The organism is Mycoplasmopsis lipofaciens ATCC 35015 (assembly GCF_000686585.1).
GTDB lineage: Bacteria > Bacillota_I > Bacilli_A > Mycoplasmatales > Metamycoplasmataceae > Mycoplasmopsis > Mycoplasmopsis lipofaciens.
This window is the reverse complement of record NZ_KK365990.1, coordinates 24,372-49,055: the sequence shown is the minus strand read 5'-3', so window position 1 is coordinate 49,055 and position 24,684 is coordinate 24,372. Positions and strand designations below refer to the sequence as shown.

Sequence of the window (24,684 nt, the reverse complement as noted above, 5' to 3'; positions counted from 1 at the left end):
ATGGAGGTAAATATGGTCGCTACAAGACTAATACCAATTGGTGGAGTTCAGGAAATTGGTAAATCAACATTAATTGTTGAACACGAAAATCACATTTTTATAATTGATGCAGGTATTAAATTTGCTGATACCGCGCAAACAGGTATAAAAGGCATAATTCCTGATTATAAATATTTATTTGAAAGACAAAAAAATATTGAAGGGCTATTCATAACACACGGACACGAAGATCATATCGGTGGTGTTGTACATTTACTTAAACAATTAGCTGTTAAAAAAATATTTGCACCTCGTATTGCAATTCAATATTTAAAATTAAAAATTGATGAACATAGAATAAATCAAAATATCGAATTTATAGAAATAGAAAAATCAGCAGTTTATAAATTTGGTGATTGCAAAGTGGATTTTTGATCAGCACAGCACTCTATACCTGATGCTTTTGGTATTAGAATTACAACCCCTAATGGTTCATTAATGTGTACAGGAGATTTTAGGTTTGATTACAATCCAATAGGAACTAGTTATACTGATTTTGCACGTTTAGATCAAATTGGAAAAGAGGGATTAACAGTTTTGTTTAGTGATTCAACTAATGCAATGAGACCTTTACACTCACCTAGTGAAAACGATATACTTAAAGATATCGAAAAATACATGCGACAAGCTAAGAAAAAAATTATTATTACGGCTTTTGCGTCTAATTTAACAAGAGTAAAAGCAATTATTGAATTAGCTGCTAAATTAAAGAAAAAAGTTGCAACATTCGGAAGATCAATGGTACAAGGTGTAAAAATTGGTAGAAAACTTGGCTATATTAACGTAACAAACGATGTTTTTGTTGACAAAAAAGAAGTAAGTAAAATTCCTGATAGTGATTTAGTAATTTTAACAACTGGTAGTCAAGGTGAGCAACTTGCAGCTCTTTCAAGAATGAGTCATGGAAAACATCAAAGTATAAAAATTGAAAAAGGAGATTTAATTTTATTTTCATCAAGTCCTATTCCAGGTAATAGAATGGTGATAGAATTGCTTGTTAACAGGTTATCTAAATTAGGAGCCATTATTAAAGAAAATGGTGTCGATGGATATTTACATACTTCTGGACACGCATATAAAGAAGAACATGACAAAATTTTTCAATTAACTAAGCCAAAATTTTTCTTACCATATCATGGAGAATATAGAATGTGTGTTGTTCATGGAGATAGTGCAGTAAGAAATGGAGTAAAACCGGAAAACGTTATTATTCCCGAAATTGGTCGCGTTTACAACATGATCTCCAACAAAATTATTGAAACAAATGAAAAAATTTATTGTGGACCAATATATATTGATGGTCATTCAACACTTAGTGTTACATCAGCTATTTTAAAAGATAGAACACAATTAGCTAATAGTGGTTTTGTTAATTTAATTTTAAATATTAATAAAGAAAAAAATATTATCGTTGGTAGACCAAGTTTAATTAGTAGAGGTAGTTTCTTTGTTAAAAATTCACTTGATTTAGTCGAAGAAGCCAAAAGGGTTGCTCATGGAGCAGCATTGTTCTATATCAAAAATACCGAAAATTGAAATGTTGTTGACTTGAAACAATTAATTATTGATCGACTTGAAAGCCTTTTTTATAAAGAAAAAAGGAGAAGACCAATAATTATTCCAAGTATATTATTTACTAATGATGAAGATGAACCTATTTTTAAAGATGCTAATATCAAATTTGGTAAAAATGAAGAAAAAGAAAAACCAAAAAGAGGTAGAAAAATTCTTGATGAAGTGAAAGATATTTTATTAGCCCCTACTGAAGAATTACTAGATGATATTCACGATGAAGATGATGAAGAATAATTTCATCATTTTTTTATTATTTACCTTTTTTATAATACTTTTAGTAAAAAAGATAATTTTGAATATGAAAATTAAACACTATAAAATAGAAAAAAATGATAAAAAAATTTTTAATATATAAATTAATCATATAATAAATAATAATATGAACACAAATAAGACAAAAAAAACTAAAACAAGATTTAAAATTTACTGCGATACTATTGGATTCAAAATACCTAAAAGCATGGTTAATACCTCATTAGGTTTAGATGAACACGAACAAAATTTAATCCATATACAATTTAACGATGTTATTAGTCCTCAGGATTTTTTTGAATTATGAAAAACTATTAGAGAAAATAAAAGCTATGAACTCAAGGTTAATTTTTCTTTTGATTTGCTAGAATATAGAAAAGATCATGTTGCAGATTTTATAAAATTTTTAAGTAAAAATAAACCAAAATATAATAGCTTAGCAAATATTAATTTTGAAAAAAATTTAAAAATGAAAGAAAACTTTGTTTTTGAAATAATAACAACTGATGAAAATTTTTATAATAAATCACAAACGATAATTAAAAATCTTGAAGAAACTTTGAAAAAATATGGTTTTAAAAGGATAAATCTTAACCTAATTTATAAAGAAATGGTTGTTGGAGAAATTTTTCAAACTCAAAATGTTTTAAGTGATGAAGAAAAAACTAAACAATTTCTAGAAATGCTAAGCAAACAACAACAAAACATAGAAATTAAAAGTAATTCATTTCCACAATATAGAAAAAAATGAAGTAGAAAACAATATGAAAAAGTAAAACTAAGTGCACTTGTAGAAATGCCATCTAATTCAAATGTTCAAGTAACTGGTCAAATATTTGATCAATCTTTTACTTTCTCTAAAAATCAAAAAAATATTTATTCTTTTAGTTTAACTGATTATACTGAAGCAATAGAATTACGTTGATTTTTAAACGAACCTCTCACAGAGAAACAACTTGAAGAGCTAAAAAACGACTCATGAGTTACATTTAATGGAACTATTTCAAACAATAATTTTATTTACATTGATAATTATGAACCCGCACAAGCAATGATAGAAGATCTTGAAGATAATTCGCCTCTAGATAAAAAGAGAATAGAACTACATATTAGTTCAAAAATGAATACTATGGATAGCTTAATACAACCCGAAGAAATCATTCAACAAGCAGAAAAATTTAAAATGCCTGCTGTATCCATTATGGATGTTGATAGTGTTCAAGGTTTTCCCAAATTTTATTTAGAAGCAGTTAAAAGAAAAATAAAACCTATTTTTGGTGTTGCTTTATCAACAATTAGTAAAGAAAATAATGTGTTTTATGGCAATGGTGATTTAAATAGAAATATAAAAAATTGCGAGTATGTTTCATTCGATATTGAAACAACAGGTTTAAGTCCTAAATTTAGTGAATTAATTGAATACGGTGCTGTTCCTATTGATGAGAATTTTAGATTAACTAATAGAATTCAATTTTTTACTAAAACAAAAAATAAATTAAGTGCTTTTACAACTGATTTAACAGGAATTAATGACCAAATGATTGAAGAAAATGGTATTGACATTAAAGAAGGACTTCAAAGAATATATGACAATTTAAATAACAAGATTGCTTTAGCTCATAATGCAACTTTTGACTTTCATTTTCTACAAGAAAAATTTAGAGAACACAATATGAATTTTCCAAACGTTTTAGTCATTGATACCTTAGTTGTTTCTAGAATGGTATTCCCAGATAATAAAAAACATAGACTTGAAAATATTGCACATAGATTGGGAATTGAATATGATCCAGATGTTGCTCACCGTGGTGATTATGATGCTGAAGTATTAGCAAAAGTATGAATTGAATTAGTTAATTTATTAACAAATAATAAAATAACTACATTGAACGAACTTAAAAATTATTGCCCAGAAGAATTATATAATAGAGTAAGAGCTAATGAAATTAGTGTTATTGCAAAAAATCAAAAAGGTCTTGATGAACAATTTTTAATGATAAGTAAATGTTTAACTAATAATTATTTTAATGGACCAAAAACATTTATTGAAGATCTACCTAATTATAAAAATGTTTTAATTGGTTCCGGAACCTTAAAAGGAAAATTATTAGATGCCTACTTTTTTGGTTCACACGAATTATTTTTGAAAGAAATTGAAAAATACGATTATATTGAAATACCTGCGCCACAAGTATTATCACATTATGTTGAAAATGGATCTATGACTAAAGAAAATATCGAATTTGGTTTAAAAGAGATAATATTAGAAGCTAAAAAAAGAAATAAATTAGTCATTGCAACAGGAGATGTTAAATATATACATCCTATTGACCAAAAAGCTTATGAAGTAGTAGTTTATGCAAAAGGTATTAAAAATTCACGACATTATTTATATGATTATAGACAAGCTAGATTAGGAAGACTAAAAATACCAAAACAACATTTTTTAACTACAAAACAAATGATTGATCAATTTGCTTTTTTAAATGATAAAAAATTAATTGAAGAAATAGTTATTATTAATACACATAAATTAGCAGATATGATTGAAAATATTAAAGTTATTAAAGATGGCTTGTTTACGCCAAAATTCGACAATTCAGCAGTTAAATTAAAAGAATTAGTTTATGAAAATGCACACAAAAAATATGGCGAAGTACTTCCTGAATTAATTCAAAAAAGAATTAATGATGAATTAAATCCAATTATAAAATATGGTTTTGATGTTATTTATTGAATTAGTCATATTTTGGTTAAAAAATCTACTGATAATGGTTTTATTGTTGGTAGTCGAGGATCTGTTGGTTCTTCATTTGTTGCAACAATGAGTGGCATAAGTGAAGTTAATCCTTTACCACCTCATTATTTATGTAACAAATGTAAACACTTTGAGTTGTCTGAAGATAAAAATATTACTAGTGGTTTTGACTTGCCTTCTAAAAAATGTACTAAATGTAACATAGAAATGGAAAGAGATGGACAATCAATACCTTTTGAAACTTTTCTCGGTTTTAATGCTGATAAAGTTCCTGATATTGATTTAAACTTTTCTGGTGAGTTTCAAGGTCAAATACATGCTGAAGTTAGAAGATTATTTGGTGATGATTTTACATTTAAGGCAGGAACTGTTCTTACAGTAAAAGATAAAATAGCATTTGGACATGTTAAAGCATATGCAGAAGAAACACATCAAAATTTTTCAAATTATTACACCAATTTTTTAGCTAAAAAATTAGAAAAATTAAAAAGAACAACTTCACAACATCCAGGAGGAATCATAATTATTCCTAAAGAGTATGATGTTTTAAACTTTACTCCTTTTGGTTATCCAGCTAATGAAAAAAATGCTGAATGAAAAACAACTCACTTTGACTATCATTCAATTGATTCTAATGTTTTAAAACTAGATATTTTAGGTCATGATAATCCTACAATAATCAAATTACTTGAAAAATATACTGGAATTAATATTAACCAAATTCCTAAAAATGATCAAAAAGTTATGAGTATTTTTACTTCTCCAAAAGCTTTAGGCATTAAACCGGAAGATATTTGTGGTGAAAAAACAGGAGCATTAGGAATCCCTGAATTTGGAACCTCATTTGTTAGACAAATGTTAATTCAAGCTCAACCTAAATCATTTGCAAACCTAATTTCTTTATCAGGATTAAGTCATGGTGAAAATGTTTGATTAAATAATGCTAAAGATTTAATCATGGAAAAAGGATTTAAAATTGACGATGTTATTTCTTGTCGTGATGATATTTTAAATATGCTTATAAAACAAGGCGTTCCCTCAGATTTTTCATTTAAAATCATGGAAAAAGTGCGTAAAGGCAAGGGATTAACTCTTGAAGAAGAAGACAAACTAAAAGAATACAAAACACCTGAATGACAAATTCAAAGTATGAAAAAAATTAAATATATGTTCCCTAAAGCTCACGCCACTGCGTATGTTTTAATGGCATGATGAATTAGTTGATATAAAGTATTTCATCCTCTTGCTTTTTATGCATCATATTTATCTGCTCATGCTAGAGCTACAGACATTCAAAACATGGTTGATATCAAAAATGGTTCAAAGGCACTAAATAGATTACGTGAATTATTATCTATTAGTCAAAAAGACTTAAAAGCAAAAGATAAAGATTTAATAAATATGTTTTTAGTAGTGCAAGAAATGTATGCTAGAGGATTTAATATTAGTAATATTGACTTAAAAAGATCTGATTCGCATGAATGAATTATTGATCAAAAAAATCAATGTCTAATACCACCTTTTGATGCAATTGATGGTTTAGGTGGGGCTGCTGCTGAGTCAATTGTTAATGCTAGAAATGAAAAAGAATTCATTTCCGTTGAAGACTTTACTAGAAGAACTAGTGTTAATAAAACATTAGTTAACAAAATGGAAGACTTAAATATTTTTAAAGGTCTTTCTACAACTGATCAAATAAAATTATTTTAATATGAAATAAAAGGAGAAAAAACATGAGTGTATGAAAAGCTTATAAATTTGCGAAAAAAGCACATAAAGGACAATTTGACAAAGCGGGTATTCCCTACATTAATCACCCAAAATATGTAGCAAGCAAACTTAATGATAAAGATTGTAAAATAGTAGCTTTATTACATGATGTAGTAGAAGACACTGAAATAACATTGGAAACAATTGAAGAAAAATTTGGCAAAAAAATTGCTGATGCAGTTAATGCAATGACAAAAAGAGAGAATGAAGATTATATTGTCTACTTAAATAGAGTTAAAGCAAATCCAATTGCCAAACAAGTTAAGTTAATTGATATGTACCATAATTTAGATATAACAAGATTGAAGTGTTTTGATACCGAAGATGCAAAAAGAAGAGTTAGAAAATATTTAAAAGGAATTGCTTATTTATTAGAAATATAAGCATTATTAAAAAATTCAAAATCAATGAAAGATTAATTTTATATTAAAAAATAATGAGCAATAAAACTCATTATTTTTTAAATTAATTTATACCTATTGTAACACCATGGTTTACAAACGTATTGTTTGTATTTTTTCATATTAAATAAGGTAAGTTAGGATAATCTAAAAATGGTTTCACTAATAAAAGTTTTATTAGAATTCTTAAATTTTCCTGAGATGATAATAATATTTTTGGCAATTTTTTGTATAACTAATTTTTAAATATCTGTGTTCAAATCATTTGGAATAAAACAATATAATAAATTAAATTTAATGAAATATATCAAAGTACTTTTATGGCTAGTATTTTGCGATAGAATTAAACAATGAAAACAATTAGATTATTTGAAGCTTTTGCAGGAATTGGTTCTCAATACAAAGCATTAAAAAACATAAAAAATAAAAGCACAAAAATTAAATCTATTGGTGCAATTGAATGATATATTGATGCAATAATTAGTTATCAATTAATACATTATGGTAAATTAAATAGTGAAAAACAAATGACTAAAAATGAAATGGCAAAAATATTACATTCATATAATTTTAGTTCTGATTCTAAAACTGCAGTTTCTAAAACATATTTTTACAAAATTAATGAAAAAAAGTTGAGACAAATTTTTCCATATTTATATAGTTTTGTAGATAATAAATATTTTAATAAAGTCTATAAGAAGAGAGAGAGAGAGAGAGACATCTACCGATGTCAATTTAGTTAATAAACTGCCAAGAAATATAGACATTTTTACATATTCATTTCCTTGTCAAGACTTAAGTCAACAAGGAAAACAAAAAGGAATGACTAAAACATCTAGAAGTGGTTTAATTTATCAAATCGAAAGAATTTTAAACAATAATATTAATAATCTTCCAAAAGTTTTGCTATTAGAGAATGTTAAAGCATTAACTACAAAAAAATTTATTAATGAATTTAATTCCTGAATAAAGTCTCTTGAAAAATTAGGCTATATTTCATGATACAAAGTTTTAAATTCTTCCAATTATGGTTCTGCACAAAATAGAGAACGTGTTTTTATGATTTCTATTTTAAATAAAAGTATAAAAAAAGTTTTTAAATTTCCAAACTCTATTGTTCATAAAAATGATTTAGACAAAATAATAAAAATTGAAAAAGATGATATATTAAAAAATAATTTATTATCCTATAAAATAGGTGAATGCATAAAAACAAAAAATAATATTACTAAATTTTATATTTATAATTACTCTAATTTTAATAGTGAATCTTATTTATATTTACCAAAAGGATATGGCCCTACATTAACAGCTTCAGGTGCAAATAGTAGATTAAAGTTTTATTTTCCTGATAAAAATATTATAAAAAATATAAATAGCAAAGAAGCATATAAATATATGGGTTTCACAGAAAAAGATTATTTCAATGTAAAAAATGAAAATATTATAACTGATTCTAAAATGATATATACATGCGGCAATTCAATATCTGTTGAAGTATTGGAGAATATTTTTATTGAGGTATTGAAATGTATAAAATAAATGAAAATGATTTGCATTTTTTTAGAATTCCAGTCTCTTCAGGTAGAAATAATAATAAACTAAACATTTTAGGTGAATTTTTAATTGCTATTGACAATCACCTTATTATTCATGCAAAGAAATTTATATTAAAACAAGGAAATATTGATCTTTATAACACTAAATCTCATTTTATTGAAGAAAATTCAAGTTTCAAATGAAGACAAAAATTGTTTGAAAGCCTAGACATTGAATTAAAGAAAAGGCCATGTGTAAAATCAAATAAATTAATACAATTGAATGAAATGCAAATTAAAATATTTAATCATTTTATAAAAAATAATTTTATGGGTAAAACATTTAAAAGTCTAATATATTTATTTAAAGGTAATAATGCTGCAGGAACTATGACAAATCCAGACAGAGCTGAATTAATATGTTGCAATAAGAACATTAAATATAATAATTTAATTATGTTAATGGATTTGTTAGATGGGACAAAAGATATTGAATCAAGTCTATATTTTGAAAGAAATAAATTATTTGAATCTAAAAATTTTGGAAATACCAACGAATTTTTAAATCATATAAAAAACATTGATGCAGACATATACATAACACTAAATCTTTTAGAAAAAAACGGGAGAAGTAATGAAAAAAAGAATTTGATGAAGGAAATTAAAAGTAATAAAAACGATCTAAAAAAATACACAAAAATTAGATATGAATTTACTAAAATTCTCCAACAATTGAGAGCAGAATATGTCAGAAATGTTAATAAAATAGTAAATAAACCTTTTCCAGATGAAGAGGTTCAAGAAAATGCACATATTTATGCTGTTAAATGAATTATAGAAGATGCAATAGATCAATCTAAAAAAGCCTATTTTTCAAAAAATTCAAAAAAATTTGAAAAATTTAAAAAAGAAGTAAAGGATCAATATAATTTTTTGAATTTAAGTAATGCTTTGCATTATTATTTTGATGGATCAACAAGTTTAGATACTAATAAAATTGCTATAACTTATGATGAAAATAATGGAGAACTTAGATATTTAAAAAAAATTGAAGATAATCAAAAATATTATTTTGAAAAATATAAAACTATAAATCCTGATTATTTAGAAAAATGTAAATACTATTTGAAAAAGCGTAATGAGAAATTAAAAATCAATGAAAGATTGATTTTATATTAAAAAATAATGAGCAATAAAACTCATTATTTTTTAAATTAATTTATACCTATTGCAACACCATGGTTTACAAACGTATCATTTGTATTTCCTCATATTAAATAAGGTAAATTAGGATAATCTGAAAATGGATTTCTTAATCCTCCATATTCATTAGCTATTGCGTTATTTCTATCAATATCAAATTGATCAATAGGATCATTTTTAGATCAATCTAAATAAGTTTTTAAAAACTTATCATTGAAATATGGATATGTTGATTTAAAAACTTCAGAGGCGTGTCCTGATTGTGCGTTTTTGTGTGTAATTTGAAAATAAAAGTAAACTCTAGCTATATCACCTTTAAATACATCAATAGGTTCTGCATATGTACCGTCCACCTTAGTACCATTTAGTGAAGTATGTGTTGGATGAGTTACATAATAATGTGGATAATTACTACGTAATGCATTCACTTTTCCATCAGTAGGTCAAACCATATGAGCATCATTTCTTGTAGGTTGTGCTCTATTAAATCATGATTGAGGAATTATATGTTCACGATTATACATATCTCCTTCACCATGATAGCCACCGTTATTTTGATTCCAACTAAAAACATAGGGATCTTTGCCATTAGGATTTTCTGAATAAATATCTAGTAATGTATTATCTTTTTCAAAATATTTATCAACAAAAGCACTTCTATAAACACGATACAAATCATTGTAGCCTTGTATTCCATTTTTATATCTTCTTTGCAATTCTGATAATTTTATAAATAATTGTTCGCCTCTTAAACCATTTAATTCAGCATAATAATTCGAATTATCATATACTAAATTACTATTGGTAGGCTTCACAACACTTGGATTACTTGGATTATGGGGTTCTTCGGGGTCATTTACATTGCTTGTTTTAATTTGCTTAATAATTTCTTTAATTCTAAATTTTAAATTTTCTTTTATTTGTTGATTAATTCTAATTTGTAACAATAGTTTAATTGATTTTAAACTTTCTAAAAGAATGTTTTTTAATTCTGTATTTTGAAGTTTTATAACTTCCTCATTAGCTTCATTTAACAATTTTTCAATTTCTGAATTATCAATTGAAAAATCTACAAATGTTTCACTAATAAAAGTTTTATTAGAATTTTTAAAATTCCCTGAGATGATAATAATATTTTTTGATAATTTTTTTTGTATAACTAATGATTGGATATCTATATTCAAATCACTTGGAATAATAATATCGTTAATAGTTAAATTGTCAATGTTTGCATTTTTTCTAATTTCCAAATTAATATAATCAACTGTTTTAGATGTATCTTTTTTATTTTCACATGATAAAGATACAATTGGTAATAGTGTTGAAATACATGCAACAGAAAACATAGTAATTTTTTTAAATTTCATATTCGATCCTTATTTAATATTTTTTGTTTAACTGATTAATTATACTATTAGGCTAATGGTTTAATTGCCTCTAACATTGTTTTTTTTAACAAACTATATGATTTTAAGTTCATATTCTTTGAGTTCAATACAGAATATTGTTTATATTGCTCAACTATTTTAATGATATCTTTTACACCTTCACCGGAAATAATATCCATTAACTCATATTGAGCATACATAGATCTCATATCCATATTACTTGTTCCAATGTATGCAATAGTATCATCTATAATACCGCATTTGGTATGTAAAAATGTGTCTTTTAATTCGTATAATTTTAAACCATTTTTTTGTAATTTACGTAATTCATTTAAACTAACTTCATGTATTATTTTTTTGTCATATAATCCTGAAAAATAAACCTCAACATCAATTCCTGCTTGCAATAAAACGCTAAGTAAATTCATAATAGAAGTGGTTACAGAAAAATAAGGAGTAACAATTTTTATAGATTTTTTAGCATTAGAAAAAAGCTGTAAAAAATTAGTTTCTAATTTACTAATATCATAAATAGGTGAATCATAAATTAAACATGAATTTGTTTTCTTTTTTTCATCTACAAAATTTAAATATTTTTCTACTGCTAAACTTTCTTTAGCTCAAAGATCTCAATATTTCAAAAATAATAAAATATATTGATTTGTGGAATTTCCACATAATCTATAATTTAAATCTGCTCAGTAACCATATTTTTTAGAAAGTGAAACATATTCATCACTAATATTACATCCGCCACTAAAAACAATTTTATTGTCAATGACAAAAAACTTTTGATGATTACGATAAAAATTTTCAGAATGTATAAAAGGATAAACAACTTTGGATAAAAATACAATTTGAATATTTTTGTGTTTTTTTAATTTATTAAAATATTTTGGTTTGACCAAACCTCTTCCAAAGTCATCAATAAGTCATCTAATTTTTACACCATTTCGTGCTTTTTGAATTAAAATGCTACATAATGTATCCAGTATTTCGCCCGGCTTTAATATATAAGAAATAATCATTATATTATTTGATGCTTTTTTTATTGAATCAAATAAGTTTAAATAATATTTAATTGCATTGTCATAAAATAAATAATCTCCACTTAAAGTATGAATATTGTTGATTTTATTAATATTAACCAAATTATCATCTTGTATAATACAATTTTGAGGAACATATCTATTTAAAACATATTTATTAGTTTTTTCAATATTTTTTTCTCTTTTACTTCTATATTTACTTCCAAATGTAAAATAAAGTATGTTACCTAATAATGGTAAAACAATCATTACAAGCAATCATGATAATTTAGAATTTTCGGGTCGAGTTTGATTAAATATAATAACAACGGATATAGTATTTAAAACATAAATCAAATAAACAAAAAATATGAAAAGTATTGGGTTAAATTGGTATGAATAATATATTAGTAAAGCAAATAATGAAATTACAATTATTGCTTCAATTATTCAAATACTTATATTAAGATACTTTTTCATATTTTATTTTTATTTTTTAACTTTTGGTTTACGTGTTTTATGATTAATACTATCTCTTACACGACCAGTTGTTTTATGAATAATTACCGAACCTTCGCGTTTTTTTGCTATTTCATTTGCAAATTCGATTGCTTCTTTTTGTGTTGCACAAATTTTAGTTGGTCTTGAATTGCCAACACCTTTAACTTGTCATCCCATTCCTTTTGGAGTAACGTGATAAACTTTTGATTCTTTTTTAGTTTCTGCCATATATTCCTTTCATACTATTTTATAGGTTAATAAGTAAAATAATTAAATTAATTATAAACAAAAATTCAAAGTTTTGACAAAAAACATATCAAAATTAATATGTTATTTAAATATTTTTGTTATTTCTTTCTAAAAATATTTTTGTTTTTGTTTTTAGCTATAAAAATGTAACTATCAACTTTTTTAATATCTATTATAGCCACAAAAGCCTTTTCATCAACTTTACGAACGATTTCTAAAACCTTTGCTGCATCAATAAATAAACAAATTGTAAATAGAACAGTTTGAATTTGTTTACTATAGCCACCCTCAACTTTTTTAATACTTGTAGTAAATCTATGATCTTTTAATTGATTTAATTCATTAACAATTTGTTTTGATTCTGATGAATAGATTTCAACCTTAACTGTTTTATATTTTGGAAATAATACATTCAATAAAACACCATTAAATAAAACCATAACCAGACCTGCTATAAATGTTGGAGAAAAATAATTACTTGACGAATAACTTCCACTACTCATTCCATATGGAATATATGTACCCAAGAAATTAGCAATTAATAAAGAAATAAAATGAAGCATTCCTAAGACTCCGCCTACATCTTTAAATTTCTTATGAGATCAATATACACTTAACATATCAAACCCACCAGAACAACTATCAATTATTAAAAGTAACGCAGTATATATAGCTTGTAATGCACCTCAAATTAATGCATATATAAAAATTGATAAATCTTTAAATTGCCCATTATTTCAAGTTATTAATGAAAATTCATTCAATTGTCCTAATAAATATAAATGATTTGCTCCAGGAATATTACTTACAATTAATCCAGACAATGATACCGCAACCATAAATATAATAGTTAAAAAACCAAAGCGTTTACTAACTTTTTTATAGGATAATATAAATAAAGGTATGTTTGCAACAAGATTGAGCAATCAAAATATACTATTATAAATAGTAAATACTCAAATGTATTGCAAAGAAGAATAATCATCTAATATTTGTTTAGTCAGACGTGCTATTGATTGACAAATAGCAGCTAAACCCATTTCGTATAAACCGGTAATTTGAATAAAAAAGAATTGTGTCACACCAAAAAGTATGCCAACAATTGTTGTTAATAAAATTTGCCATTTTATAGTTTTTACTCTATATAAAGTACTAAAATGCAATAAATTTTGTTTAATTTTAGCTTTCTTAATTTCTGTGGTTTTGTCCATTTTATAATTATTTGAATTGTTTTTTATCATAATAAATACTATTTTACTAAAATGTTATTGATATCAATTTAATAAAAATAAAAAAAGCCCTTGTACAGGACTATTTTGCCATTAAAGTTATAAACCTCAATGTCGGCTCATATATAATATAACACTATTTTTCATTTTTGTTAGTAAGAGCTTCTAATTCTTGAGTTGCCAAAGCTTCTAATTCTTTAGTATTTTGTTCAATTTTGTCTTTGATATTTAAATACATATCCAATAAATATCTTTCTCATTCATCATTTGACATACTTTTATCAAAAACTAACGTATCAATCAATTGTTGAAATAAAGGATCGCCTTTAATTTCTTTTGATATTAAAGACTCAACACCTAAACGATTATTGAATATTTCTTTAACAATATCATAAGCTATATTTTTTAACATTGCATCAAATTTTTTGCCACCTTCATCTGTATAAACTTGATATGGATTTTTTTGTGCATATTGTACTAAATTAATATTTGAACGTAATTTATCCATTGCATCAATATGATTTTGTCAATATAAATCAATTGTTTTTAAAACAATACTTTTTTCAATTCATAAAACATAATCTTCATCTGTTGATTTTAATGCAATAGAACGTCAAATTTTATAAATTTGAACAAAAAAGTCAGTTAAATAGCTTTTTATATCAGTATCATGTACTTTTTTCACTTCTTTTAAAGTTAATCTTTTTCTAGTGCCTTTACCTAAAAAATCTTCATTTATATATCTAACGAATTCTTCGTAGTTGAATGTTCCATTACGATTTTTAAATTTAGACATTATTGAAATACTATTAGCCACATTTTTAGCCATTCTTTCAATAATAAATTCAATATCTTTATTTACTAAAATTAAATCACGTTGAGCATAAAATAAGTCACGTTGTTGTCTTATAACATCATCATAGTGTAAGACACTTTTTCGACTATCATAATTAAAACCTTCAATCTTCTTTTGAGCATGTTTAAAAGCAAAGCGTAAATTTTTATTTGTAATTTCTTTATCACCTTCTGATGCATATGATTCTTTAAATTGCTCGTAATTAGCAAAACGCTGCATCAATTGATCGTCTAAAGACACATAAAATTTTGAAACCCCAGGATCACCTTGACGACCAGAACGACCTCTTAATTGATTGTCAATTCTACGACTTTCTGCTCTATCAGTTCCAATGACAAATAATCCGCCTAATTCAAGTGCTTCTTTAGTTGGTTTAATGTCAGTTCCCCGACCTGCCATATTCGTTGCAATAGTAACAGATTTAACTTCGCCAGCTCGTGAAATTATTTCTGCTTCTGAAGCATTTTGTTTAGCATTTAAAACAGTATGTGGTATTTCTGCACGAATTAAAAAATCATGCAATATTTCAGAATCTTCAATTTGCGCAGTTCCTATTAATACTGGTTGACCTTTGTCATATAATTCTTTAACCTTTTTAGTGACCGCTTTTCATTTTGCTTCATAATTGGCAAAAATAGCATCTGGTTGATCATCTCTAATGATTGGTTTATTTGTTGGAACTAAATTTACACGCATATTGTAAATGTCAATAAATTCTTGTTCTTCTGTTTTTGCTGTACCTGTCATTCCACATAATTTATCAAACATACGGAAGAAGTTTTGATATGTTATTGTTGCCAAAGTTTTAGTTTCAGGTTGAATTTCAACCATTTCTTTTGCTTGTAAAGCTTGTTGTAAACCTTCACTATATGCTCTACCTTCCATAATACGACCAGTAAAAGCATCTACTAATTCAATTTTTCCGTCTCTTACAATGTATTCGACATTATTTTTCATTATTTTATGTGCTCTTAATGCATTTTGCACTCTATGAACTATTTCTGAATTTTCAATATCATATAAATTACTAAAATTGAAAAATTTATTTGCTTTTTGAACACCATTATAAGTTAATGTAATAGCTTTAGATTCTTCATCTATTTCATAATCATCTTCAGTTAGCGTTCTAACAAATTGATCAGCAACAAAATATGTTTGGGCATCTTCGCCCTCACCACCCGAAATAATTAATGGTGTTTTAGCTTCGTCAATTAAAATAGAGTCAGCTTCATCAATTAAGCAAAAATACAAGCCTCTTTGAACCTTTTCTTCAATGCTATCTGCCATATTGTCACGTAAATAATCAAAACCTAATTCAGAATGCACAGAATAAGTAATATCGCAAGCATATGCTTGTCTTTTTAATGATGGATCCATTTGCGCTTTATTAATACCAACTGTTAGGCCTAAAAAATTAAAAACTTCTCCCATTTCAATTGCATCACGCTCTGATAAGTATTCATTAACTGTTGAAACAATTGCACCCTTACCCATTAAAGCGTTTAAATAAACTGGAGCGATCGAAGTAATAGTTTTACCCTCACCAGTTTTCATTTCTGCTACGGAACTTAAATCTAATAGAACACCACCAAGCATTTGAACATCATAAGGTCTTTTACCTAAAACTCTTTTTGTTGCTTCACGACAAACCGCAAATGCTTCAGGACGAATTTTATCTAAACTTTCTCCTTCGCGAATTCTACTTTTAAATTGATTAGTTTTATTTTGCAATTCCTCATTAGTTAATTTAGAAATAAGTTCTTCATATTGATTTATTTTTTTTAGTGTTTTTTCTGCAATACGCATTTCTGTTGATTTAATATTTAATAATTTCATAATTTTAATTTTATACTAAATATCAATATGAATATTAATATTTAACATAAAAACATATAGTAAGTAACTATTTAAAATAATTGAGAATATAAAAAATAGTAATTTAGTTTTAAAAAATATCTAAACTACTATTTATATATTTTTTGATTTAATTCAAAAAACACCATTTTATAGTTATTTGAATTAATTAATATTTGCCGTGAAGTTTTTGTTTTTCATATCTTATTTCTTTTTCTTGACGTTCGATATCTAAAGATGTTCTAAAAATATAATCATTTATTGCTTCGCCCAAACCGTTTTGATTAACATCGCTTGTATAATATTTAGCATGACTCTTAACTCTTGGAAGTGCATTATCCATAGCATATGAATAACCAGTATTTTGAAACATTGCTATATCATTATCACCATCTCCGATACTCATAACATGATTAATATCAGCATTAAAAACATTATCACACATTCATTTAATGCCTGAACCTTTATCAATATTTTTAGCTGTTATTTCTATATGAGAACCAAAATAAATAATATTTAAATTTATAGTATCTTTAATGCTTTCATATATATTTTTTACAATGTCAAAGTCGCCCATAACCTCAACTTTATAAATATCTTCTGGTATTGAACCGTCCTCAACTCAATTCGAATATTCATTAAAGTTTGTTAAAAATTCTTTCATATCTGGGGTTATGTTATAGAGATAATATTTATTAATTCCAAAATAATATAATTGTCCATTATTTTTTAATACAATATCAAATAATTTTTTAGTTTCTGATAAATCCATATGAAAAATATTTAAAAATTTTTGCTCTTTAACATCAAAAATTGCTGCACCATTTGCACATATTGCATATCTTGAATATAAATTATTAGCTAAATCAATAATTTTTTTAAAAGGAGGGTTACCTGTATCTAAAACAAATTCAATATCATATTGTTTAATTGCATTTAAAACAGATTCTTTAACAGGAGGCAATAACTTTTTGTGTGGAAAACCATAAATAGTTCCATCCACATCACTAAAAATAATTCTTTTTATCAATTTTTTATTCATAAAAAAATTATATATATTAAATAATAAAAAAGCAAACAAAACTAAAAGAATTTAATTGTTTGTTTGCTTATTAATTTTATTTAATTAAAACAGATTTTTCATCCATTTCTTTTGGAATTGTAACTCCCATATAATCTAAAATTGTAGGTGCTACATTTGCTAATTTACCATCAACTAATTTAATTGATTTGTCTGTACAAATTAAAAATACAGGATTTTCAGTATGTTTAGTTGCAGGTTTATTATTTTTATCTAACATAACTTCACTATTACCATGATCAGCTGTAATGAAAACTGTAATATTATTTTGTTCCGCAAATTCTACAACTCTTTTTAATTGTTTATCTAATCATGAAACAGCTTCAATAGTAGATTTCAAATTACCAGTGTGACCTACCATATCTGGATTTGCATAATTCATAATCGTTAAATCATAATTCAATGCATTTTTAATTAATTCATCAGTTATTCCTTCTGCACTCATTTTAGGTGCATCAGCATAACTTTCAACTTTTAATGAAGGAACCATTATTCTATGCGAATTTTTAAATTCAATATCTTTACCACCATCCATAAAATATGTAACATGTGCATATTTTTGAGTTTCAGCCAAATGTAATTGACTTTTTCCTGCAATTTCAATAGCTTTTCCAATTGGCATTGGCACATCCATTTCATCAAAAGCTATTAATGTATCAATTCCTTCATATTTCATCATTGAAGCAAATTTTGATATTTTAATAGGATGTTTTGGACTAATGTCATAAAGTTTAGAGCCAATAAATAAATGTGTTAATTGTCTTGCTCTATCTGGTCTAAAATTAAAAAATATAATAGAATCATTATTTTGAATCATTTTAGCTTCAGGATTAAAAGCAGGTGCTAAAAACTCATCTGTAATTTCTTCTGCATATTGTTGATTAACATAATCGATAGCATTAGTGAATGTTTTATCGCCAATTCCTAAAAGTGCATCATAGTGTTTTTCAACTCTATCAAACATTTTATCACGATCCATTCCTCAGAATCTTCCACCAATAGATGCTATTTTATAGCCAAATTCATCGCATTTTGCTTGTAATTTTTCCAAAGATGTAAGAATTGATTTAGGAGCCACATCACGACCATCCCCAAAGGCATGTACCGAAACATTTTTTAAACCTTTTGCATGTGCCATATCTAACAATCTGAATAAATGATCTTCTAAAGAGTGAACTCCTCCAGGACTTAAAAGACCCATAAGATGTAATGTTGAATCTTTTTTCTCAACATCATTAAAAACATCATTAAATACTTCATTTTTTTCAAATGTTCCATCGTTCATAGCTTTATTAATTAAGCTTAAACCAGTATATACAACTGTTCCAGCTCCAATGTTTAAATGCCCTACTTCACTATTTCCCATTTGTCCTTTTGGTAATCCAACAAATTCACCACTAGCTTGTAAAACACTATTTGGATAATTTGCTAATAAATTATCAATTGTTGGAGTTTCAGCTAACTTAACAGCATTTCCTTCCACAGCATCACGTAACCCTAATCCATCAATAACAATTAAAACAACTTTTTTATTCATATTTCTCCTTAAAAATTTGTATTAGTAATAAATTAACTTATATTTTAATATTTTTTTAAACTTATGTATGTTTTAATTAATAAATCATAATAGTAAATATGAAATTATTTTTTTCACATTTATAAAAAAATTAAAATTTTCTACTAAAATAACTGCAAAATAAGTTCAAATAAAACAAATTATATTTTTAACTAAAAATAATGATTTATTATGTTTATATTAATGTTGTATTTAGTATATGATATACATAATATAATACCTAAACAACATTTGGAGGTTTAATGTCTTATAAAGCTTTATATAGAAAATATCGTCCTAAAACTTTTGATGATGTTAAAGGACAAAATCATATTATAATCACATTAAAAAATGCTATTTTGAATCACAAAATCAGTCATGCATACTTATTTAGTGGTCCAAGAGGAGTTGGAAAAACATCAGTTGCAAAAATTTTTGCTGCTATTTTGAATTGTGGGCATTGTGAAAATTTAAGTGAATTATGTGATAATTGTTTAAATAATATTGACAATAATTTTGACATTATTGAAATGGATGCTGCATCTAATAATGGTGTAAATGAAATAAGAGAACTTAAAGATAAAATACAACACACACCTTCAAAAGGTAATTATAAAGTTTATATAATTGATGAAGTTCACATGTTATCAAAAGGAGCGTTTAATGCACTTTTAAAAACATTAGAAGAACCGCCACAACATGCAATATTTATTTTAGCAACCACTGACCCACAAAAAATTCCTTTAACAATATTATCTAGAGTGCAAAGATACAACTTTAGAAAAATGACAAATGATGTATTAATTGAGCAAATAAAATTTGTTTTGGATAAAGAAAAAATAAAATATGAAGAAGAAACGATTAAATACATCGCAAGATTAGCAACCGGTGGAATGAGGGATGCTTTGTCTATTGTTGATCAAGCAAGTGCTTATGGTGCAGGTGAAATTCGTTTTGAAGATGTTGTTTATGCTTTCGGAATTACTTCAAATGATAGTCTAATCCAAATAACAAATAATTTATATAAAAACAATATTAAAGAGTGCTTAAAAATTTTCAATGATCTTAAAAATGGTGGCATCGATTCTAATCAATTTATTGAAGGTTTTATAAATTTATTAAAAGATTATTTAATTTATAATAGCACATACGATGAAAAATTATTAGAATGAACAACATTAGATGAATTACAAAATTTACAAATTGATATTCCATTTGCTTTTAAAGTGTCTGAATTATTATACAAACTAATAAAAGAGTCAATTTATTCTGAAAATGTATTTCAATTGATTGAACTATATCTAATAAAAATAAATGAAATTAATAAAAATAATAAAAATAATTTTATAAACAAACAGGAGAGAAAAATGGATACTGAAAAAACCACAAAAATCCAAAAAGATTCAATTGAAAATGTTTTAGAAAAAACACAAGAAATGGTTTTAGAAGCAAATAAAAACAATGATGATATTCAAACAATTAATGATGAGTTGTTATCAAATACATATGAAAATAATGAATTCACAAGTGAAGTAGATGATGGTTTAATAAAAACTGCTGAAATTTCACTAGATGAGGAGACTCAACAAATTAATCAAATTACTTCAAAATTAGATTTTCAAAACTATCAAGATAGAACATCATTTAAAAATAAATTGAATGAAAAAGATATACAAAATTTACTTTTTCAATCAGAAGACATGGATTTTTATAAATTATGTAAAGAAAAACTAAAAACCGCAATAAAAGTTACAATTAATCAAAATTACAAAGGCTTAATTAAAGCTTTATCAAAATTAAAATTACTTGCTGCGGGAAAAAATTTTCTGTTTTTTGTTTCAGATGATATCCCTGCATTAAATTTCATTAATGATAATTGTTATAATCAAGTTATTCAAAACTTTTTTGTAGATTATCTTGATGGTTATAAACACTTATTTGTTTATGATGATATTGAGGAGTACAAAAGAATTGCTCAAAAAACTCAAATAGCAATAATTAATAATGAAATACCTGAAATTACAAAATTAGGCCCAATTATTATAGAAAAATCTGAAACGCCTACTTCAGAATTATTGTTAAAATTAGAAAATGCAAACGATTAAAAGGAGATAAATTATGGATCAAGCAATGTTAAGAAAAATGCAAAAATTGCAAAATGAAATCCAAGCTAAACAAGAAGCTTTTATGGAAGAAGTTTTTTCAATGGAAAAACAAGGTATTGAAGTAACTGCTAAGGGAAGCAAAAAAATAGTATCAATAAGAATAAAAGAAACTATTTTATTAGATCCTGAAGATGCTGAAACAATAGAAGATTTATTAACACTAACAATTAATGAGTTATTTAATCATATTGACGAAGAACAAGAAAAAATTATGCCACAAATTCCAGGTGGATTTGGATTCTAATGAAAATTGAAACAATTGAAAAATTGAATAAAAAATTTAATACTATTCCTGGTATTAGTAAAAAACAAGCTAATAAAATGACTAATTTTTTACTTAATTCAAATGATGAATATATCGATGAATTAATTGAATTAATAAAAAACGTAAAAAATAATATTTCATATTGTGAACAATGTCATTTTTTAAAAGAATTTAATATTTGTCTTATTTGTAATGACAAATCTCGATACAACATTTTAATGGTTGTTGAAAACGCAACAACAATTAAAAAATTTGAAGAAATTGAGAATTTTTATCATGGATATTATTATGCTTTACCTTTTTTATTAAATTTAAAAGATCAATTAAACAACAAAGATTATAAATATCAAGAGTTAATTGATTTTGTTAAAGCTAAACAGTTTGATGAAATAATAATTGTTCTTAGCCCAACACTTGAAGGCGAAGCAACGACAACTCATTTGATAAAATTACTTGAATTAAATAAATTTAAAGCAACTAGAGCAGCAATTGGTTTACCTATGGGTTCTAACATTTATTATTTAGACTCATATACAATAAGACAATCAATAAAAAATAGAAACAATAAATAGGAGGTTAATATGTTTATTACTTTTGAGGGACCAGATGGTAGTGGCAAAACAACAATAATTACCAAAATAATTAATAAACTTATTAAAATAAAACCTCAATTAAAATACATTTTAACACGAGAGCCAGGTGGTAAAGATATTTTAGAAGCCGAAAAAATTAGAGAATTGATTTTAAATAAAAATTCTAAACTTTCATCCATAGCTGAAGCTTTATTATATACAACTAGTAGAAGAATACATTTAGAGAGAGTTATTTGACCTTCTTTAAAAGAAAATAAGTTGGTATTATGTGATAGATATATAGATAGTTTTTATGCATATCAAGGTTATGCAAGAAATTTAGGCTTAGAATACGTAAAAAAAATGACTATGTTAATTATTGAAAATACTATTCCAGATATAACCTTCTTTTTTGATATTTCTCCAGAAGAAAGCAAAAAAAGAAGACAAGAAGGCAGATTAATACAGGATAGATTAGATAATGAAACTAATGACTTTCATAATAAAGTTTATGAAGGTTATAAAAAATTAATAAAACAAGAGAAAGATAGATTTATAATTATAGATGCTACACAAACTATTGAAAAAGTCTTAGAAGAAGCTATAAATAAATTATTTAAAAACACTAAATTTACTAAATGATTTAATGAGGTAAATTAATGATTTCAGAAAACTTAAAAAAAATCATTTCTAATTCTATTAAAGATAATAAATTAAGTCATTGTTATTTATTAAATTGTCAACAAAATAAGAATGTTGATGATTCTTTAATATATATGATAAACAAAATTTTACAAAAAGATTTAAAAGATTTACATCAAGATACTTTACCACACAATGTTAAAATTTTTGAAAATAAAGACAATGAAAAAAATTTAAATAAAGAAAAAATAATAGAAACATTTGAAAATTCAAGTGTTACTTCTTTTTTAATCAATGAACCAAAAATTATTATTTTTAAAAATATTGAAAATGCTTCAATACAAGCTTTAAATTCATTATTAAAAACTATTGAAGAACCTTCCAATAATGTATGTTTTATATTAACAACATCAAATATAAACAAAATATTAGAAACAATAAAATCGAGATCTATTATTATAAGAGTTGAAGTTCAAAGTCAAAGTGAAATTGAAAAAGAATTATTAAATCAAAAATATTCTGAAAATGAGGCTTGATGATATAGTCATATTTTTTCTGATATAAATCTAATAAAAAATACTGTTGATGAAAATTCTATTTCTTTAATTAATTCTCTTATAGATAATGTAAACGAAAGCTTTTCAAATCCTTTTTATTTATATACATTTTTATCAAAATATACAAAAAAAGATATGAAAAATGAATTTTTAATATTAATTAAATCATTGCAATTCATTTATTCATGAAATTGAAAACATATTAAAATAAACAATGACAAATACAAAAAAATTTATCAAAAAATGAAAAAAAATAAATTTAACGTATATGCTTGTTTTAAAGATATAGAAATATTTTTACAAAAAATAAAAACCAATGCTAATTACTTCTTACAAATTGAAAAATTATTAATTAAGATTGTGGAGAATTATGAGTAAGATATATATTGTAGGAACACCTATTGGTAATTTAAAAGATATAACTTTTAGAGCTATAGAAACACTAAAGAAAGTTGACTTTATTGCTTGTGAAGATACAAGAGTAACTAAAAAATTATTAACTTTTTATAAAATAAATAAACCATTATTAACTTACAATAAAGATAATGAAAAAAATAGTGCAAAAGGACTTATTAAAAAAATAATTAAAAATAATATTGACATTGCTTTAGTAAGTGATGCTGGAATGCCATTAATAAGCGATCCAGGATTTGAATTAATTAAAGAAGCGCGATCAAATGATATTCAATTAGAGTTAATACCTGGAGTTAATGCAGCAATAAGTGCTATGGCTTTAAGTGGTTTATCAAATACATTTACTTTTTTGGGTTTTCCCAAAGAAAAATCATCTCAAAGAAAAAAACAAATAGAAGAATTCAATGAACAAAATGCATATATATTTTATGTTTCGCCACATAAAATAAATAATTTTCTAGAAGATATTTATGCTATTCATAGCGATAATGCCGAAATCTTTTTAGCAAGAGAATTGACTAAATTACACGAACAACACTATCGCGGTTCAGCTAATGAAATATCAAAGTTACTTGAAGAAGGTAGTTCAAAAGGCGAATTCACAATGGTAGTAAAACTAAAAACAATTAAAAAAAATAAAATTAATAAATATGAACAATTTAGCAAAAATAAAACTGAAAGAATTTGTTAATAAATAAAAATAATATTAAAAATAAGCATATTATATATAATTGAAATTAAAGATTTACTTGCATTAAATTAATCTACAAAATAATTCAATCGGAGGAATAA

At 24.9% G+C, this 24,684-nt stretch carries 19 protein-coding genes; 12 read left to right on the top strand and 7 right to left on the bottom strand.

Annotated elements, in window-relative coordinates:
* The first annotated feature begins 12 nt into the window (after positions 1–12).
* The 6 genes from T388_RS0103065 to T388_RS0103035 all read left to right on the top strand — a co-directional run bounded on the left by T388_RS0103065 (position 13) and on the right by T388_RS0103035 (position 9,512).
* Positions 13–1,848: a ribonuclease J gene (locus T388_RS0103065; RefSeq protein WP_027120832.1), complete on the top strand. Its 1,836-nt coding sequence runs from the start codon at positions 13–15 to the stop codon at positions 1,846–1,848.
* A 145-nt stretch (positions 1,849–1,993) separates the two neighbouring features.
* Positions 1,994–6,334, top strand: coding sequence for a PolC-type DNA polymerase III (locus T388_RS0103055; RefSeq protein WP_027120831.1), 4,341 nt, complete (start codon positions 1,994–1,996; stop codon positions 6,332–6,334).
* A gap of 23 nt (positions 6,335–6,357) precedes the next feature.
* A complete protein-coding gene (locus tag T388_RS0103050) occupies positions 6,358–6,777 on the top strand; it encodes an HD domain-containing protein (protein WP_027120830.1) in 420 nt (139 codons plus the stop codon).
* A gap of 368 nt (positions 6,778–7,145) precedes the next feature.
* Positions 7,146–7,538 carry a DNA (cytosine-5-)-methyltransferase N-terminal subunit gene (gene dcm_N / locus T388_RS03945; RefSeq protein ID WP_036456952.1) on the top strand — a complete coding sequence of 131 codons (393 nt, stop codon included), beginning with the start codon at positions 7,146–7,148 and terminating at the stop codon, positions 7,536–7,538.
* Positions 7,465–8,337, top strand: coding sequence for a DNA (cytosine-5-)-methyltransferase (dcm, locus tag T388_RS03865; RefSeq protein ID WP_318023993.1), 873 nt, complete (start codon positions 7,465–7,467; stop codon positions 8,335–8,337). The genes dcm_N and dcm overlap by 74 nt, the downstream gene beginning before the upstream one ends.
* A complete protein-coding gene (locus T388_RS0103035; RefSeq protein WP_027120828.1) occupies positions 8,325–9,512 on the top strand; it encodes an MAG4270 family putative restriction endonuclease in 1,188 nt (395 codons plus the stop codon). Before dcm ends, T388_RS0103035 begins: the two co-directional genes overlap by 13 nt.
* Positions 9,513–9,547: 35 nt before the next feature.
* On the opposite strand, the gene T388_RS0103030 is transcribed toward T388_RS0103035, so the two are convergent.
* From T388_RS0103030 to gpmI, 7 genes are all read right to left on the bottom strand, one after another.
* Positions 9,548–10,903 (bottom strand): endonuclease, encoded by a 1,356-nt coding sequence (locus tag T388_RS0103030; RefSeq protein WP_027120827.1) that lies wholly within the window; start codon positions 10,901–10,903, stop codon positions 9,548–9,550.
* Between the two features lie 47 nt (positions 10,904–10,950).
* Complete coding sequence (locus T388_RS03760; RefSeq protein WP_051586206.1) at positions 10,951–12,432, bottom strand: phospholipase D-like domain-containing protein; 1,482 nt, start codon at positions 12,430–12,432, stop codon at positions 10,951–10,953.
* A 9-nt stretch (positions 12,433–12,441) separates the two neighbouring features.
* Positions 12,442–12,681, bottom strand: a complete 240-nt coding sequence (locus tag T388_RS0103020; protein ID WP_027120826.1) for a DUF2188 domain-containing protein — start codon at positions 12,679–12,681, stop codon at positions 12,442–12,444.
* 119 nt (positions 12,682–12,800) lie between these two features.
* Positions 12,801–13,943: a DUF2179 domain-containing protein gene (locus T388_RS03755; protein ID WP_051586205.1), complete on the bottom strand. Its 1,143-nt coding sequence runs from the start codon at positions 13,941–13,943 to the stop codon at positions 12,801–12,803.
* A gap of 124 nt (positions 13,944–14,067) precedes the next feature.
* Positions 14,068–16,623 carry a preprotein translocase subunit SecA gene (gene secA / locus T388_RS0103010; RefSeq protein ID WP_027120825.1) on the bottom strand — a complete coding sequence of 852 codons (2,556 nt, stop codon included), beginning with the start codon at positions 16,621–16,623 and terminating at the stop codon, positions 14,068–14,070.
* 187 nt (positions 16,624–16,810) lie between these two features.
* Entirely contained in the window at positions 16,811–17,683 is an 873-nt protein-coding gene (locus T388_RS0103005; protein WP_036456979.1) for a Cof-type HAD-IIB family hydrolase, read from the bottom strand.
* A gap of 76 nt (positions 17,684–17,759) precedes the next feature.
* Positions 17,760–19,259 (bottom strand): 2,3-bisphosphoglycerate-independent phosphoglycerate mutase, encoded by a 1,500-nt coding sequence (gpmI, locus tag T388_RS0103000; RefSeq protein WP_027120823.1) that lies wholly within the window; start codon positions 19,257–19,259, stop codon positions 17,760–17,762.
* Positions 19,260–19,540: 281 nt separating this feature from the next.
* On the opposite strand from gpmI, the gene dnaX reads away from it, so the two are divergent.
* From dnaX to rsmI, 6 genes are read left to right on the top strand one after another with little or no spacing between them, the layout of a single operon-like run.
* Positions 19,541–21,382, top strand: coding sequence for a DNA polymerase III subunit gamma/tau (dnaX, locus tag T388_RS0102995; protein ID WP_027120822.1), 1,842 nt, complete (start codon positions 19,541–19,543; stop codon positions 21,380–21,382).
* A gap of 13 nt (positions 21,383–21,395) precedes the next feature.
* Positions 21,396–21,686, top strand: a complete 291-nt coding sequence (locus T388_RS0102990) for a YbaB/EbfC family nucleoid-associated protein (RefSeq protein ID WP_027120821.1) — start codon at positions 21,396–21,398, stop codon at positions 21,684–21,686.
* Positions 21,686–22,279, top strand: coding sequence for a toprim domain-containing protein (locus T388_RS0102985; protein WP_027120820.1), 594 nt, complete (start codon positions 21,686–21,688; stop codon positions 22,277–22,279). Before T388_RS0102990 ends, T388_RS0102985 begins: the two co-directional genes overlap by 1 nt.
* 9 nt (positions 22,280–22,288) lie before the next feature.
* Entirely contained in the window at positions 22,289–22,939 is a 651-nt protein-coding gene (gene tmk / locus T388_RS0102980; protein WP_027120819.1) for a dTMP kinase, read from the top strand.
* The gene (locus T388_RS0102975; RefSeq protein ID WP_027120818.1) at positions 22,939–23,856 is read left to right on the top strand and encodes a hypothetical protein; all 918 of its coding nucleotides are present in this window, start codon (positions 22,939–22,941) and stop codon (positions 23,854–23,856) included. The genes tmk and T388_RS0102975 overlap by 1 nt, the downstream gene beginning before the upstream one ends.
* Positions 23,849–24,583, top strand: coding sequence for a 16S rRNA (cytidine(1402)-2'-O)-methyltransferase (gene rsmI / locus T388_RS0102970; protein WP_027120817.1), 735 nt, complete (start codon positions 23,849–23,851; stop codon positions 24,581–24,583). The genes T388_RS0102975 and rsmI overlap by 8 nt, the downstream gene beginning before the upstream one ends.
* Positions 24,584–24,684 lie beyond the last annotated feature (101 nt).